At 65.0% G+C, this 14,050-nt stretch carries 17 protein-coding genes; 9 read left to right on the top strand and 8 right to left on the bottom strand.

The genetic code is table 11. The annotated features are described in order from the left end of the window. Positions 1 to 83: 83 nt before the first annotated feature. The gene (locus CXQ89_RS03430; protein WP_003792170.1) at positions 84 to 182 is read left to right on the top strand and encodes a 30S ribosomal protein bS22; all 99 of its coding nucleotides are present in this window, start codon (positions 84 to 86) and stop codon (positions 180 to 182) included. Between the two features lie 86 nt (positions 183 to 268). On the opposite strand, the gene CXQ89_RS03435 is transcribed toward CXQ89_RS03430, so the two are convergent. Continuing rightward, a complete protein-coding gene (locus tag CXQ89_RS03435) occupies positions 269 to 1,081 on the bottom strand; it encodes an HAD family phosphatase (RefSeq protein WP_104053064.1) in 813 nt (270 codons plus the stop codon). Positions 1,082 to 1,166: 85 nt separating this feature from the next. Here CXQ89_RS03435 and CXQ89_RS03440 point away from each other — a divergent pair, with 85 nt between their 5' ends. Beyond that, the gene (locus CXQ89_RS03440) at positions 1,167 to 1,457 is read left to right on the top strand and encodes a glutaredoxin family protein (protein ID WP_104053063.1); all 291 of its coding nucleotides are present in this window, start codon (positions 1,167 to 1,169) and stop codon (positions 1,455 to 1,457) included. A gap of 30 nt (positions 1,458 to 1,487) precedes the next feature. Continuing rightward, on the top strand, positions 1,488 to 2,195 hold the full coding sequence (locus tag CXQ89_RS03445; RefSeq protein WP_104053062.1) for a redox-sensing transcriptional repressor Rex: 708 nt from the start codon (positions 1,488 to 1,490) through the stop codon (positions 2,193 to 2,195). Between the two features lie 27 nt (positions 2,196 to 2,222). Here CXQ89_RS03445 and CXQ89_RS03450 read toward each other — a convergent pair whose 3' ends face one another. From CXQ89_RS03450 to CXQ89_RS03460, 3 genes are all read right to left on the bottom strand, one after another. Next, positions 2,223 to 2,930: a hypothetical protein gene (locus CXQ89_RS03450; protein ID WP_104053061.1), complete on the bottom strand. Its 708-nt coding sequence runs from the start codon at positions 2,928 to 2,930 to the stop codon at positions 2,223 to 2,225. A gap of 211 nt (positions 2,931 to 3,141) precedes the next feature. Further along, positions 3,142 to 3,930 carry a hypothetical protein gene (locus CXQ89_RS03455; protein WP_104160293.1) on the bottom strand — a complete coding sequence of 263 codons (789 nt, stop codon included), beginning with the start codon at positions 3,928 to 3,930 and terminating at the stop codon, positions 3,142 to 3,144. A 171-nt stretch (positions 3,931 to 4,101) separates the two neighbouring features. Beyond that, positions 4,102 to 4,647, bottom strand: coding sequence for a YceI family protein (locus CXQ89_RS03460; protein ID WP_104053702.1), 546 nt, complete (start codon positions 4,645 to 4,647; stop codon positions 4,102 to 4,104). A gap of 140 nt (positions 4,648 to 4,787) precedes the next feature. Between CXQ89_RS03460 and CXQ89_RS03465 the strand changes: the two genes are divergently transcribed. From CXQ89_RS03465 to ccsB, 5 genes are all read left to right on the top strand, one after another. Then, positions 4,788 to 5,450: a histidine phosphatase family protein gene (locus CXQ89_RS03465; protein ID WP_104160294.1), complete on the top strand. Its 663-nt coding sequence runs from the start codon at positions 4,788 to 4,790 to the stop codon at positions 5,448 to 5,450. A gap of 93 nt (positions 5,451 to 5,543) precedes the next feature. Next, the gene (locus CXQ89_RS03470; protein ID WP_104053701.1) at positions 5,544 to 6,143 is read left to right on the top strand and encodes a TlpA disulfide reductase family protein; all 600 of its coding nucleotides are present in this window, start codon (positions 5,544 to 5,546) and stop codon (positions 6,141 to 6,143) included. A 5-nt stretch (positions 6,144 to 6,148) separates the two neighbouring features. After that, positions 6,149 to 6,949, top strand: coding sequence for a cytochrome c biogenesis CcdA family protein (locus CXQ89_RS03475; protein WP_237685640.1), 801 nt, complete (start codon positions 6,149 to 6,151; stop codon positions 6,947 to 6,949). Between the two features lie 238 nt (positions 6,950 to 7,187). Continuing rightward, a complete protein-coding gene (locus tag CXQ89_RS03480) occupies positions 7,188 to 8,858 on the top strand; it encodes a cytochrome c biogenesis protein ResB (RefSeq protein WP_104160684.1) in 1,671 nt (556 codons plus the stop codon). After that, a complete protein-coding gene (gene ccsB / locus CXQ89_RS03485; RefSeq protein ID WP_104160295.1) occupies positions 8,858 to 9,943 on the top strand; it encodes a c-type cytochrome biogenesis protein CcsB in 1,086 nt (361 codons plus the stop codon). The genes CXQ89_RS03480 and ccsB overlap by 1 nt, the downstream gene beginning before the upstream one ends. Before the next feature lie 152 nt (positions 9,944 to 10,095). On the opposite strand, the gene CXQ89_RS03490 is transcribed toward ccsB, so the two are convergent. Further along, positions 10,096 to 10,476: a PLD nuclease N-terminal domain-containing protein gene (locus CXQ89_RS03490; RefSeq protein WP_104053057.1), complete on the bottom strand. Its 381-nt coding sequence runs from the start codon at positions 10,474 to 10,476 to the stop codon at positions 10,096 to 10,098. 119 nt (positions 10,477 to 10,595) lie between these two features. Between CXQ89_RS03490 and CXQ89_RS03495 the strand changes: the two genes are divergently transcribed. Continuing rightward, entirely contained in the window at positions 10,596 to 10,907 is a 312-nt protein-coding gene (locus CXQ89_RS03495; protein WP_104160296.1) for a DUF4229 domain-containing protein, read from the top strand. Positions 10,908 to 10,916: 9 nt separating this feature from the next. Here the strand turns inward: CXQ89_RS03495 and CXQ89_RS03500 are convergent, their stop codons facing one another. From CXQ89_RS03500 to CXQ89_RS03510, 3 genes are all read right to left on the bottom strand, one after another. Then, entirely contained in the window at positions 10,917 to 11,801 is an 885-nt protein-coding gene (locus tag CXQ89_RS03500) for a 1,4-dihydroxy-2-naphthoate polyprenyltransferase (protein ID WP_104053698.1), read from the bottom strand. A gap of 97 nt (positions 11,802 to 11,898) precedes the next feature. Next, positions 11,899 to 13,041, bottom strand: coding sequence for an AMP-binding protein (locus tag CXQ89_RS03505; RefSeq protein WP_104053055.1), 1,143 nt, complete (start codon positions 13,039 to 13,041; stop codon positions 11,899 to 11,901). A 7-nt stretch (positions 13,042 to 13,048) separates the two neighbouring features. Further along, positions 13,049 to 14,002, bottom strand: coding sequence for a 1,4-dihydroxy-2-naphthoyl-CoA synthase (locus CXQ89_RS03510; RefSeq protein ID WP_104102776.1), 954 nt, complete (start codon positions 14,000 to 14,002; stop codon positions 13,049 to 13,051). Positions 14,003 to 14,050 lie beyond the last annotated feature (48 nt).

Genomic DNA, 14,050 nt, shown 5'->3' on the forward strand with positions numbered 1-14,050 from the left:
AACTGCCGGTGTCGACGCGCGGGTGCCAACGGTGCCGAAGCGTTGGAGCCGGCGTCTGACTATTTCAAGTTTGTGAGGACTCTGTGGGTTCAGTAATTAAGAAGCGCCGCAAGCGTATGGCAAAGAAGAAGCATCGTAAGCTGCTTCGCAAGACCCGCCACCAGCGTCGTAACAAGAAGTAACCAGGATCTTTCCTGGACAAACCCGCCGCCCCTTGGGCCGGCGGGTTTGTCATTTAACCAAAAAAGCCCCGGGTGGCGCCGGAAGACTAGCGGGAGCGGACCCAGGAAAAACCGCGCCACAGGCCGTAAGCGCCTCCCGCCACCGTGGCACCTTTTAGCCCCAGGGTTGCGGCGCGCCGGCCGGACCGGAAGTCATAGATGGGCCAGTTGCGGTCCCGGGCATGGCGGCGCAGCCGGGCATCGGGGTTGATGGCCACGGGATGGCCCACGATGCTCAGCAGGGGGACGTCGTTGTAGGAATCGCTGTACGCCCAGCAATGCTGCAGATCGAGGTTTTCCTTTTCCGCGAGCACCCGCACGCCTTCGGCTTTGGCGGGGCCGTGGAGGAACTCGCCCACCAAGCGTCCGGTGTAGAGGCCGCCGTCGATTTCACTGACCGTTCCCAGCGCCCCGGTCAGGTGCAGCCGGTCAGCAATCACGGAGGCCACCTCCACGGGGGTCCCGGTGACGAGCCAGACCGGCCGGCCGGATTTCATATGCTGCTCGGTGAGAGCACGGGTTCCCGGCCAAATCTTGGATTCGATCATCTCGTCATAGACTTCTTCGCCCAGAATGCGGATGTCCGAGGCTGCCAGCCCGGTGGCCAGCGTCAGGGCGGCGTCGCGCACTGAGTGAACATCCTTGAGATTCTCGCCCTGCAGCATAAACCGCAGCTGTTTGCGGGCAAAGCCGAACGCTTCGCGAAGCGTGAACACCCGGCGCTGGTACATCTTGCGCCCCACATGGAAAAGGCTCGCTCCGCGCATCAGAGTGTTGTCGACGTCGAAGAAGGCAGCCTCGCCAGGTTTGACCGCCGCTGCCATGGGCTCGACGGCTCGTACTGCGGTGGTTCTGGGCATACCCCGAGTCTACGCAAAAACTTGGTCCTAACGGCCCGTGACTAAAAGCGGCAGGAGAAATGGACGGAGCGGCTAATTTAGAGGTATGACTTCTTCACCGGCTGCTCCGGACCTGCTCCTGCTCACCCGACCGGGGTGCCATTTGTGTGCCGATGCGCGCAAGGTGCTGGAACGAATCAGCAGGGATTTGTCCATTGAGTGGCGCGAACAGTCCATTGAAGGCGATGCGGATCTGACGTCCCGGTTCGGTGAAGAGATTCCCGTGCTGATGATCGACGGCGTGCAGCGGGACTTTTGGCAGCTGGACGAGGCGAGGATCCGCCGGCTCCTGGAAGAGGGATGGCCCGGGCTTCGTCCGGACTCCCGCCGGGCATAGAGTGGAAATCCACCGACGGATAGAGACTTTGTGAGCAATTCTGAGGAACCCGCACCGGCAGGAGCAGTTGTCCACCGGCACATTCCGCCTGCCTCCCTGGCCCGGCTCACCATTTACCTGCGGGCGCTGGGCGCGCTGCTGGCGGAGGGCGTGGAGCGCGTCTCCTCCGACGAACTGGCGGCAGCGGCGGGAGTCAACTCTCCGAAACTGCGCAAAGACCTGTCCTACCTGGGCTCCTACGGAACCCGCGGCGTGGGATATGAGGTCTCCTACCTGAGCGACCAGATCTCAGCTGCGCTGGGGCTGACGCGCAATTGGCGGGTTGCCATCATAGGCGCCGGAAACCTCGGCAAGGCGCTGGCAGGATATCCGGGGTTCGGATCGCGCGGCTTCGAAGTGGTGGCCCTGTTTGACGCCGATCAAATGGTCGTAGGACAGGAAGTTGGCTGGCTGCGGGTGAGCCCCGTCAAGGATTTGGAAGCCGTGGTTCACCGTACGCGGGCCAACATGGCGGTGCTGGCTGTTCCCGCCGAGGTGGCCCAGGAATTGTGTGACAGCGTTATCGCAAGCGGCATTACCAGCATCCTGAGCTTCGCGCCGGTGGTGCTCCAGGTTCCGGATCACGTTCAGCTGCGCAAGGTGGACATGGCCACCGAACTTCAGATCCTGGCCTACCACGCCCAGCGGGCCCAGGCCTCGGATATAGCGGCGCAGGCGCGGGCCCGGCTGGCCACGTAGTAGTGGAGCCGCCGTCGCGGTTCCGGGTCAGGACTCGCCGAGATACTGGCTCCGCCTGGGCCGGAAGTACCTGGCGCAGTCCCGCCGGTACAGCAGTGCCAGGCCCAGGGCGGCCACCAGCAGCGCAACCGTTTGGGGAACCACGGCGTTGAGGACGGCCCAGACCAGTGCCGAGGCGACCAGGACCGAGCCTCCGATGCGAGCCCAGTTCCGTCCTTCCCGAATCATGGAGGCGAACAGCAGGTAGAGGCCGAAGACCACAAGCGTGGCAGCCAAGGTCACGAATTGCAGAACCGCTGCGTATTCGCCGGTGTCAACGCCCAGCTCTCCCAATTGGACGACGAGAGGCGGCATCTCGGTGACGGGCGCCCGGCTGGCCTGCACGCCGCTGATGAGGCTGATGCAGCCGGCCAGCATAATCAGGGCATAGGCCACCCGGACGGCACGCGGCCGCGGGCCCTTCCATTCGCTGTAGGGAATACGGGCAGGCAAAGCAGGAGCGGGGACCGCAGAGGGCATATCGGGAACCACCACGCCGGCCACCTCTCTGTGCCTGGGTGCCGGCGGCGCCGGATGTTTTTCCGTGGGCCGGGCAGCGGACAGCGGCTCGCCGCCGGGTTCCCTGGGGCCGGATCGCGCTGTTCGGATGCGTGCAGTGACCAATGTCCGCACCTTGGTGCCCAGGGCGGAAACACGGGTTTTTTGTGGATCGGGGGAAGCAGGAAGGGAACTCATCGCGGGTGCCGCCTTCGTCCAAAGGGATACGCTCTCCGCGCCTGGATGGGCTGCCCATCCCAGCGGGAGATCAAACGCTACGCCGCTTCCCTGCTGTTGTGACCACTGCAGGCCCTCTCCGGGAGGCTCGGGCACCAAAAAAGCCGGTCCGTGGAAACGGTCCGGCTTCTTTGGCGCGTGCCGCCTCAGCAGCGGCTGCCTTGGAGGTCCGTCAGTAGGGTCCGAAACGCGGCTGACTGCGGAAATATGGCTGGGACTCAGGGCGGTACAGCAAGAAAACGCCGGCGATTCCGGCCAATGTGCCCAGCATGTTCAGCAGGTTCAGCGGCGAGGAGAAGGCCATTCCGGCCACCAGGGAAAGCAGCAGCCCGACGGCGGATATCGCCGCGAACACCGTGGCAACAATCCGTGCCCAGTTCTTGCCCTTGCGGATCAGGACGGCAAGCAGGACATAGATCAGCAGAGCGATCGCCGCCATCACCACACCGACCGTCACGAACGAACTTCGCATCAGCTCCGCGGTGACACCGGCGTCCTCCATGACCCGGCGGTCTTCGGGAGGAAGTGTGGCCAGGGGATCGTCGGCGGTGGAGAGCACCGTGATAATCGTGGACAGGAAGGTCACGATGCCGGCCGCGATGATGAGCCAGAAGCCAGTCATGACCTCGCGGGGCGCAGGCCCCTTGGCACCCGGAACCGGCCCGCCTGATCCCGGATACGCATACCCGGAGGGCTGCGGTGCCTGGTAGCCGTAAGGGCTTTGCGGCTGGCCGTAGGGCTGCCCGTACGGCTGCTGTCCATAGGGCTGGCCATACGGGGAGGAAGGCTGGCCGGGCTGATTGGCGGATCCAGGCTGGCCATAGGCAGGGTACGGCTGGTCCTGCCCATACTGGGGCTGCTGGGGCAGCCGCTGTCCGTATTTGGGCTGGTCATCCGCCGGGCCGGGAATTGGTGGAACGAACGGATCCTGCGGATCCGGATTATTCGGTGGGGTACTCATCGCCGCCTGCTTGCTCGTTGGTGCGGGTACTGCTCCCTGCAAAGGACCGACCGGGCAGGAAAGCAGTAATCGGTTCCCATCCAGCCTATCCCGGGGCATAAACGACGGACACCCCGGCCCGAAGGCCGGGGTGTCCGCTGCGGCCCGCCGGAGCGGGATCAAATGTCTTGGTTAGGCTGCGGCCACGAAGGCTGCGTCAACGCTGATGGTCACCTTGTCACCGACAAGGACGCCGCCGGTTTCCAGAGCGGCATTCCAGGTCAGGCCGAAGTCCTTGCGGCTGATGACGGTGGAACCGGAGAAGCCGGCGCGGGTGGCGCCGAAGGGATCCACGGCTACGCCGTTGAACTCGGTGTCCAGGACCACCGGACGGGTAATGCCCTTGATCGTGAGGTCGCCGGACACCCGGTAGGTTTCACCGGAGCCCTCGATGCCGGTGACGGTGAAGGTCAGCTCGGGGAACTGCTCGACGTCGAAGAAGTCGGCGCCCTTGACATGGCCGTCGCGGTTGGCGTCGTTCGAGTTGAAGGAAGCTGACTGGATGACGGCGTTGATGGCGGAATCCTCAAGCGAGGGACCGATTTCCATCACGGCGGTGACGTCGTCAAAGTTGCCGCGCACCTTGCTGATGCCCGCGTGGCGGACAGTGAAACCGATCTCGCTGTGCGAGCCGTCGAGGGTCCAGGTACCGGTGGTGAGTCCGCTGGGGATCATGATGTGCTCCTGCTGCTGGTAGGTATCGGGGCGCTGCCCGCTGCATGTCCATGCATTTGCATCAACTATTGCACGGTTTAGTTCAAGCTTCAAGCATTGTGACGAATTTAGTCCTGCGCACTCTCTCTGCGAAACTTAGGAACATGTCGCGTGCCTCGATCCATCTCGTCCGCCATGGAGAAGTCTTCAACCCTGACGGAGTCCTTTATGGACGCCTGCCGGAGTTCCACCTGTCGGAGCTGGGCCAGCAGATGGCCCGCCGTGTCGCCGGATACTTTGAGGCGCAAAAGAACGACGGCGCCAAGCTGGTTCATCTGGTGGCCTCACCGCTGACCCGGGCGCAGGAGACCGCCGCGCCGATCGCCGCATCCCTGGGCCTGGACATCACCACCGACGAGCGCATCCTGGAAGCAACCAACAAGTTCGAAGGGCTCTCCGGCGTCACCAGCCGGCTGCGCAACCCGAAATACTGGCCGCTGATGTACAACCCCTTCAAGCCGTCCTGGGGTGAACCGTATGCCGCCCAGGCGGAGCGGGTCATGGCTGCCGTGACGGATGCACGACTGCGTGCCACCGAGCTTGGCGGGGACCGCGCCGAAGCCGTGCTGGTCAGCCACCAGCTGCCCATCTGGGTCACCCGGCTGTCCGCCGAGGGCCGCAAACTCTGGCATGATCCGCGCAACCGCCAGTGCACCCTTACCTCGGTAACCTCCCTGGATTTCGACGGCGACACCCTCATTGCTGTCCGGTACGCCGAGCCCTCCGCCGACCTTCTCCCCGGTGCAGCGAACATCCCGGGAGCATAATAGAATTACTACGCGTTGTAGAAGTGGCCCCCCTGCCGCGATGAAAGCTGGAAATAGTTGAAGAATCCTCAGAGCACTCCCCAGCCGGATGCCATGCGCCGCCGCTCCTTCCTGAAGCTGGGCGCCGGCCTGGCCCTCGGTGTGCCCGCAGTGGCGGCAGCATCGGGCTGCGCGGTGGAGGATCCGCTGGCAGCGCAGGCCAAAGCGGGGGACAACAAGAACTACATCGCCGGTGACGGCTCCGTCACCGAATATGCCTCTGACCAGCGCGGCGAGCCCGTGCAGCTGGAAGGCACCCTGTTTGACGGCACCACCGTCTCGTCGTCGGAATTCGCCGGCAGCGTGGTGGTGTTGAACTTCTGGTACGCCGCCTGTGCGCCCTGCCGTAAGGAAGCTCCGGATCTGGTGGAACTTCACGACACGTTCGAACCCGAGGGGGCACGCTTCTTCGGAGTGAACATCAGGGATGAACGCAATACTGCGGAAGCCTTTGAACGGTCGTTCAGCATTCCCTATCCCAGCTTCCAGGACAAGGACGGCGGAATCCTGCTGGCCATGACCCAGTTCGTGCCGCCGTCGGCCGTTCCCACCACATTGGTCCTGGACCGCGAAGGCCGCGTGGCTGCGCGCATCCTGGGCCTGGCGGACAAAGGCACCTTGAAGGCCTTGATCTCCGACGCGCTGGCAGCCTAGCCGGCATGCTTCCCTCAGCCCTCGCCGCCGGTGTGCCTGCCGCCCTGCCGGCCGCCAATGTTTTCGCCGAAACCATCCTGAACGGATCCATGCTGCTGGCCATTCCGGTGGCAGCCCTCGCCGGTCTGGTGTCGTTTCTGTCTCCGTGCGTTCTGCCGCTGGTTCCCGGCTATCTGGGCTACGTCACCGGCCTGACCGGTGTTGACCTCCAGAAGCAGCGCCGCGGACGGATGCTGGTAGGGATCGGCCTGTTCGTGCTCGGTTTTTCCGCCGTCTTTGTCATCATCGGTGCCGGGGTGGGCCAACTGGGCGGCTGGCTGCGCGGCGCGGACCAGGCCTGGATTCCGCAGGTCCTCGGTGCAGCCATCATTGTCCTGGGCATTGTCTTCATGGGCGGCCTGAGCTGGTTCCAGCGGGACCGGAAGATCACCGCCCGCCCGCCGGCGGGGCTGTGGGGCGCGCCGCTGCTGGGCATCACGTTCGGACTGGGGTGGGCCCCCTGCCTTGGCCCCACACTCTCGGCCGTGCAGCTGCTGTCCTTCTCCGGAGATGATGCCACCGCCGCCAAGGGCGCGTTCCTGACGTTCATCTATTGCCTCGGACTTGGCCTGCCGTTCCTGCTGATCGCTCTCGGATTCCGGCGGGGCATGGGCGCCCTGGGGGTCTTCCGCCGCCACCGGCTTGCATTGCAGCGTTTCGGCGGCGGAATGCTGATCGCACTCGGTGTCCTGATGATCACAGGCGTCTGGAACATCTGGATCAACAATCTCCAAGGTTGGTTGGATAGTGTGACCCTGCCGATCTGATGCTGATGACAATGCCGTTGACAAAAGACCAAGGACTGCCGGGGCCCCTGCTCGGCACAAGCCCCCTTCAAAGAACCATGAGAGCCAGTTGAAGCGCGAACCGGAAGTTTTGACCGAAGCCGAGAACAACGGCGCAAGTGCCTCCGGCGTGCCCGGTGGCGGCAAGGGCGGGCGGAAAGGCCCCGGCGGCAAAGGCTCCGCCGGAGACGTCCAGCTGCCGTCCCTCGGGCCGCTGGGCATGGTTCGCTGGGCCTGGACCCAGCTCACCAGCATGCGCACTGCGCTGTTCCTGCTGCTGCTGCTGGCGGTCGCCGCGGTGCCCGGATCGCTGTTTCCGCAGCGGCCGGCCAACCCCGCCGTCGTCACGCAGTACCTGAAGGACAACCCGGACACCGGCCCCTGGCTGGACCGGCTGCAGCTCTTCGACGTGTACTCGTCCGTCTGGTTCTCGGCGATTTACCTGCTGCTGTTCATCTCCCTGATCGGCTGCGTCATTCCGCGCGCAAAGGCACACTACCGCGCCATGCGCTCCAAGCCGCCGCGCACCCCCAAGCGGCTGTCCCGGCTGCCGGAGTACGGCACCTTGGCTGTGCCGGCGTCGTCGGGCCTCACCGCTGCCGCCGCCGTCAAGGAGGCCGCGCAGCTGCTGCGCAAGCGTGGCTACCGGGTGGATGTCCGGGACCTGGATACCGACCGTCCATCCGTCGGAGCGGAACGCGGCTTCGCGAAGGAAATTGGAAACCTGGTGTTCCACACTGCCCTGATCGGCGTGCTGATCTGCATTGCCGTTGGCGGGCTCTTTGGTTACAGCGGCCAGAAGGTGGTGGTGGAGGGGGAGTCCTTCGTCAACACTCTGGTGGGCTATGACTCGTTCACCCCGGGCACCAGCTTCACCGAGGAACAGCTGGCGCCCTACTCACTGACGCTGGACGAGTTCAACGTCCGGTTCGACCGCGAGTCGCCCACCCACTACGGCCAGCCCCTGGACTTCACCGCCGACATGACGGTCAAGGAAAGCCCGGATGCTGCCGAGCATACTGAAACGCTCAAGGTCAACGCTCCGCTGACCATCGGCGGCAGCCGGGTCTACCTGGTCGGCAACGGTTATGCGCCCGTCGTCACCGTGCGCGACGGCGAGGGCAACATTGCGCTGCAGGGGCCCGTGGTCTCCGTCCCCAGCGACGGCATGTACACGTCCCTGATGGTGATCAAGGCTCCGGATGCCAAGCCGGACCAGCTCGGTTTCGTGGGCTTCTTTCTGCCCACCGCCATGCTCGATGAACAGGGCGTGTCCTACTCCGGAGACCCCGATCCGATCAATCCGCAGCTCAACCTCAATGCGTACTACGGTGACCTTGGCCTGGATGACGGCGTGCCCAGCAACGTGTACGTCCTGGACACCGAGGACCTCACGGAAATCAACAGCCGCAACCTGGACGCCGGCGGCATTGTCCTGGGTGTTGGGGAAACCTATGAGCTGCCCGAGGGCAAGGGTTCCATCAGCTTTGACAGCATCAAGCGCTACGCAGCCCTGGACATCCACTATGATCCGGCGAAAATCTGGGTCCTGGTCTTCGCCACCCTCTCCCTCACGGGCCTGGCCGCTTCACTGTTCCTTGCCCGGCGCCGTGTTTGGGTCCGCACCGGCACCCATGCCGACGGGCGGATTATGGTCGAATACGGGCTCCTGGCCCGGGGTGAAGACCAGCGCCTGTCCACTGAAGCTGCTGCCGTCCGCGATCTGCTGCAGAAGCAGTGGTTGGCGGGCACCGGCTCAGTGGAGGACAATGGCGCGGGGGAAGCATCTGCTCCGGGCTCCGGACAGCACACGACAGACCGGGACGCAGAGCCCGGAGCATCAGCGGACAGCAGTGCCGCGCAGAAGAAGGAAACAGGTAAGGACTCGTAATGCCCTCCATTGACTACGCCCTCGCTGAGTACAGCGAGCTGTTCATGCTGTTGGCGGCGTTCGCCTATACGGTGGCGTTCCTTGCCTTCACCTGGGACCTCGCCAAGAGCAGCAAAACCATCCAGGCCGTGGAATCCAAGCTCTCCGAGCAGAAGGCCGGGGCGCCCGTACCGGCGCATGCCGGTGCATCCGCCCGCTCGGGCCGCGCCGGATCGGACACATATCTGGCGGACGGCAACGTACGCGGCTGGGATGCCGACGGTACAGCTGCCGACGGCGGTGCCGTGGCCCAGACAGCCGATGCCTCCATGGGCTACGTCGGAGCGCGACGGAACACCGCGCGCGTCGGCGTTGCACTGACCGTCCTTGGCGCCCTGATCCACACCGCTGCCGTGGTTACCCGAGGGCTCGCCGCCCACCGGGTGCCCTGGGGCAACATGTACGAGTTCTGCACCACCGGCGCCCTCGTAGTCGCCGTCGTGTTCCTGCTGGTGCTGCTCAAGCGGGACCTGCGCTTCCTTGGCACCTTTGTGGTGGCTCTGATCCTGACCATGATGATGGTTGCGACCATTGGCTTCCCAACGCCGGTGGCCCACCTGATTCCGGCGCTGCAAAGCTACTGGCTCATCATTCACGTGTCGGTCGCCGTCATTGCTTCCGCGCTCTTCACGCTGACCTTCGCCATGTCCGTCCTGCAGCTGCTGCAGGCGGACCGCGAGTCCAAGATTCGCGCCGGCGGCACCTCCAAGCTCACGTTCCTGCGGATTGTCCCCTCCGCCCAGGCCCTGGAGAACTTCGCTTACCGCATCAACGCCGTGGCCTTCGTGCTGTGGACCTTCACCCTCATGGCAGGGTCCGTCTGGGCCGAGCAGGCCTGGGGCCGGTACTGGGGCTGGGACACCAAGGAAGTCTGGACCTTCGTGATCTGGGTCGTGTATGCCGGCTACCTGCATGCCCGTGCCACCCGCGGCTGGACCGGCACCCGTGCCGCCTGGCTCTCGATCGTCGGCTACCTTTGCGTGGTCTTCAACTTCACGATCGTCAACGTCTTCTTCGCCGGCCTGCACAGCTACTCCGGCGTCTAACGCACTGACCGGCTTCGGCCGCTAGAAACCCGCCCTCCGGTTCGCCGGGCGGCGGGTTTTTTATTGGCCCGCCGAGTGTCCCGTCCGCGTTGCGGGCAACAAAAAACCCGCCCCGGGGATGACCGGAGCGGGTTTGGCGGCTGGCCGCTGAGCTACGAGGTGGGCTTTTCGTCGTCGTTCTTTTTGTTTCCGGCCTGCTTCTCACGCTCGCGGAGTTCAGCCTCACGGCGCTTGAGCTCGGCTTCCTTCTCCTGCTGCCGACGGCGGATGGCCAGGTTGCGCAGGAACTCCGGGTCGTCGTCGGGAGCGGTGGGATGGCGCGGCTTCCGGTTCTTCGGCTCCGGACCGCTCATCGGGCGGCCAAACAGGAACCACAGGAGCGCGCCGAGCACCGGCAACAGCACGATCGTGAAGATCCACGCCGTCTTTGAGATGCTGCGCACCTCCTGTGCACGCGACATGACGCAGTCGACGATGGCGTAAATAATGACGGCGGCGACAATGATGACACCGAAAAGCACGAGGCGAGGCATGACTCAATTGTAGGGGAGCGCAGCTGACCTTCAGCTGTGAGTTCCATACCGGGCGGGTCGGCGGGTGCCCTCGTGGCTGTGAAGAAGCTGCACACAGGAACAGCCACTAGAATGGCGGTGTGGCTTTCTGGAAATTTACCGCTCTCCGCCTTGGTTTGGTGGCCGTCTTCTTTGCAGCATGCGTCTGGCTTGGATTGGGGCTGGTGTTCTCCGCGATTGTCGGCGCGATACTTGCATGGTGCGTGACGTACCTGTTCTTCCGCGAGATGCGCGACGAGGCGGCACGCACCGTGCAGCAGCGCTTCCACGGCAACAACCCGCGGACCACAAACCGCTTTGAACGTGACGACGCCGGCGCTGAGGACAGCCTGCTGGATGCGCACCCGGACGTGCAGATCAACTCCGACCGCCGTCCCCGCGAGGATAAGTAAGCGCGGAACCTACGCCAGCATCCGGGTGAGGACCAGGCCGAGGCTGTACAGCAGGGCGAACCCGAGGTTGATCAGCCCCGTCTGTTTCAGGACCGGGATCAGGCTCCGGCGCTTCTTGCCCTTGAGCATCAGCCAGCTGGGCATCAGGCAGGCCGGGATCAGCAGCAGGACCAGCAGTACCCAGGGGTAGTCGGAGGCGAGGAACAGCGGCAGCAAAATGGCCACCGCGAGCATCATGACGTAGCTGATGCGGGCCGCTTCGTCGCCCAGCCGTACGGCCAGGGTCCGCTTTCCGGCCTCGCGGTCCGTGGGGATGTCCCGAACGTTGTTGGCCATCAGCAGCGCCATGGCGATCAGTCCGGTGCCGACGGCACCAAGCACCGCGGGCAGGCTGATCTGTCCCGCCTGCGTGTACGTGGTACCCAGCGTCGCCACCAGGCCAAAGAACACAAACACGAAGACGTCGCCCAGTCCCATGTAGCCGTAGGGGTTGCGTCCGCCCGTGTAACCCCATGCCGCTGCGACGCAGCCCACCCCGACCAGGATCAGGAACCAGGCGGAAGACAGGATAACCAGCACCAGGCCGGCCACCATCGCCGCGCCAAAACAGGCGAAGGCCGCGTACTTGACCTGCTTGGCCCGTGCCGCGCCGGAGCCGGTCAGCCGCAACGGGCCCACCCGGTTGTCGTCGGTGCCGCGGATGCCGTCCGAGTAGTCATTGGCGTAATTCACGCCTACCTGCAGCAGGATGGCCACCAGTGCGGCGAGCACGGCATTCAGGGGTTTGAACGAACCCAGATCATAGGCCGCGGCGGTGCCGATAATGACCGGAGCCACCGCCATCGGCAGAGTGCGGGGGCGGGCTCCTTCTAACCACTGCGCGGCTGTAGCCACAATCAACATCCTCTTGTTCTAGTGAAGGTTCTCTGGGATCTATTCTGCCGCAGCTTCGCGCCGCGAAATCCGCCGGGCCGACGGCCCGGTGCAGACATCAGGGGTGCGTGTGCCCGGCGGCCGCCAGCAGCTGGCGGATCCCCATCCGGTCGGTTTTGCCGTTGGCCAGCAGCGGCAGGGCCTCCAGCAGGAGCACCACCTTGGGCACCGCGGCCTTTCCCAGCGTTGTGCGGACGACGTCGCGAACCTTTTCAGGATCAACGGAGCCGACGACGGCGGCAGCGACTATGCTGCCCCATTCCGGACTGTCCAGGCCCAGGACCACGGCATCGGAGACTTCAGCCAACTGCTCGATGGCCGCGCCGACAGACGCGGCGGAGATCTTGACGCCGCCGCTGACGATGACGTCATCCAGCCGCCCGGACACCGTGACCCGGCCGTTCTCCACGTTGCCGGTGTCATCGGTCCGGTACCAGCGTTTGCCGGAATTGAACCGGAAGCGTTCCGCGGTGAGTTCGGGCCGGCCCAGATAGCCGTCCGCCAGGATGTCCCCGGCGATCCAGAGGGCGCCGGATTCCACCTCAACGTCGACACCGGGCAGCGGCACGCCGTCGTACACGCAGCCGCCGCAGGTTTCGCTCATGCCGTAGGTGGTGACGACGTTCAGGCCGAGTGCGGCTGCGTCGGCGAGGAGCCCGGTGCCGGCAGGAGCCCCGCCCAGGAGGATGGCATTGAAGCGGCGCAGCACGCGCACCGTTTCCGGCTCCGGGTTGGTCAGCAGCCGGTGCAGCTGGGTGGGCACCAGGGACGTGAACCGGTTGCGGTCCGTCATCTCTTCGGCCGCCTGCGTAAAGCGGGCCGCGCTAAAGGACCCGGACGTGTCCATGAACACCGGCTGGGTCCCGGCATACAGCGAGCGGATCAAGACCTGCACGCCGGCGATGTAGTGCGCGGGCAGAGCCATCAGCCACTGCCCGTCCGCATGCAGCGCCATGGCCGTGGCCATGGAGGAAGCGGCCAGGGCATCCGTGCTGAGCATGGTCTGCTTGGGGGTGCCGGTGGATCCCGAGGTGCTGATGACCAGGGCGATGTCATCGTTGGGGAGTTCCCCGGAAAAAGTCTGGTGCGGGTCCGCATAGGGGGCAACAGCTGGACCTTCGCCGGCGAGGGCATCTGCCAGCGGAGCCAGGAGCTCCTGGGCATTAAAGCCGGCGGGTGTGTGGACGGTCAGCAGTTCCATCGCAAGCCTAGAAGTAGTAGGGGAAGGAGGACCAGTCGGGGTCCCGTTTTTCGAGGAAGGCTTCCTTGCCCTCCACGGCTTCGTCCGTCATGTAGGCCAGCCGGGTCGCTTCGCCGGCGAAGACCTGCTGGCCCGCCAGGCCGTCGTCGGGCAGGTTGAAGGCAAACTTCAGCATCCGGATGGCCTGCGGGGACTGCCGGGCAATGTCCGCGGCGTATTCCAGCGCAACCTTCTCCAGGTTCTCGTGGTCCACGGCCTCGTTCACGGCGCCCATGGCCACCATGTCCTCGGCAGAGTACTCCCGGGCGAGGAAGAAGATCTCACGGGCCTTCTTCTGGCCGATCTGCCGGGCCAGCAGGGCCGACCCGTAGCCGGCGTCGAAACTGCCCACCGTGGCGTCGGTCTGCTTGAATTTGCCGTGCTGCCGGGAGGCGATGGTCAGGTCAGAAACCACGTGCAGGCTGTGCCCGCCGCCGGCCGCCCAACCGTTGACGACGGCTATGACCACCTTGGGCATGGTGCGGATCAGGCGCTGGACTTCCAGGATGTGGAGCCGTCCGGCGCGTGCGGGATCGATGGTTTCCCGGGTCTCGCCCTCGGCGTACCGGTAGCCGTCGCGGCCGCGGATCCGCTGGTCACCGCCGGAGCAGAAGGAGTGGCCGCCGTCCTTGGGGGAGGGGCCGTTGCCCGTAAGCAGCACCGTGGCAACGTCGGGGGTCATCCGGGCGTGGTCCATGGCCCGGTAGAGCTCGTCCACGGTGCCCGGGCGGAACGCGTTGCGGACCTCCGGACGGTTGAACGCGATGCGCACGGTAGGCAGGTCACGCACGATCCCGCCGTCGGCAGAGCGCTCCACATGGCGGTGGTAGGTCATGTCCTGCAGGTCCTCAAACCCGGAGACAAGACGCCACTGCTGCGGGTCGAAAATATCGGACACCTGTTCAGGAAGATCTGTGCTCACAGTTCCGAGTTTATCGCTCCATCCCAAACCCACTGCGCGCGACCCCGT

The sequence above is a fragment of the Arthrobacter sp. ZGTC212 genome (assembly GCF_002929255.1).
Lineage (GTDB): Bacteria > Actinomycetota > Actinomycetes > Actinomycetales > Micrococcaceae > Arthrobacter_B > Arthrobacter_B sunyaminii.

What these genes read in the sequence shown, in the direction of transcription:
- CXQ89_RS03435 (WP_104053064.1), bottom strand. Translation starts at nt 1,081, where the DNA reads ATGCCCAGAACCACCGCAGTACGAGCCGTCGAGCCCATGGCAGCGGCG.
- CXQ89_RS03440 (WP_104053063.1), top strand. Translation starts at nt 1,167, where the DNA reads ATGACTTCTTCACCGGCTGCTCCGGACCTGCTCCTGCTCACCCGACCG.
- CXQ89_RS03450 (WP_104053061.1), bottom strand. Translation starts at nt 2,930, where the DNA reads ATGAGTTCCCTTCCTGCTTCCCCCGATCCACAAAAAACCCGTGTTTCC.
- CXQ89_RS03455 (WP_104160293.1), bottom strand. Translation starts at nt 3,930, where the DNA reads ATGAGTACCCCACCGAATAATCCGGATCCGCAGGATCCGTTCGTTCCA.
- CXQ89_RS03465 (WP_104160294.1), top strand. Translation starts at nt 4,788, where the DNA reads ATGTCGCGTGCCTCGATCCATCTCGTCCGCCATGGAGAAGTCTTCAAC.
- CXQ89_RS03470 (WP_104053701.1), top strand. Translation starts at nt 5,544, where the DNA reads ATGCGCCGCCGCTCCTTCCTGAAGCTGGGCGCCGGCCTGGCCCTCGGT.
- CXQ89_RS03475 (WP_237685640.1), top strand. Translation starts at nt 6,149, where the DNA reads ATGCTTCCCTCAGCCCTCGCCGCCGGTGTGCCTGCCGCCCTGCCGGCC.
- CXQ89_RS03480 (WP_104160684.1), top strand. Translation starts at nt 7,188, where the DNA reads ATGGTTCGCTGGGCCTGGACCCAGCTCACCAGCATGCGCACTGCGCTG.
- ccsB (WP_104160295.1), top strand. Translation starts at nt 8,858, where the DNA reads ATGCCCTCCATTGACTACGCCCTCGCTGAGTACAGCGAGCTGTTCATG.
- CXQ89_RS03490 (WP_104053057.1), bottom strand. Translation starts at nt 10,476, where the DNA reads ATGCCTCGCCTCGTGCTTTTCGGTGTCATCATTGTCGCCGCCGTCATT.
- CXQ89_RS03505 (WP_104053055.1), bottom strand. Translation starts at nt 13,041, where the DNA reads ATGGAACTGCTGACCGTCCACACACCCGCCGGCTTTAATGCCCAGGAG.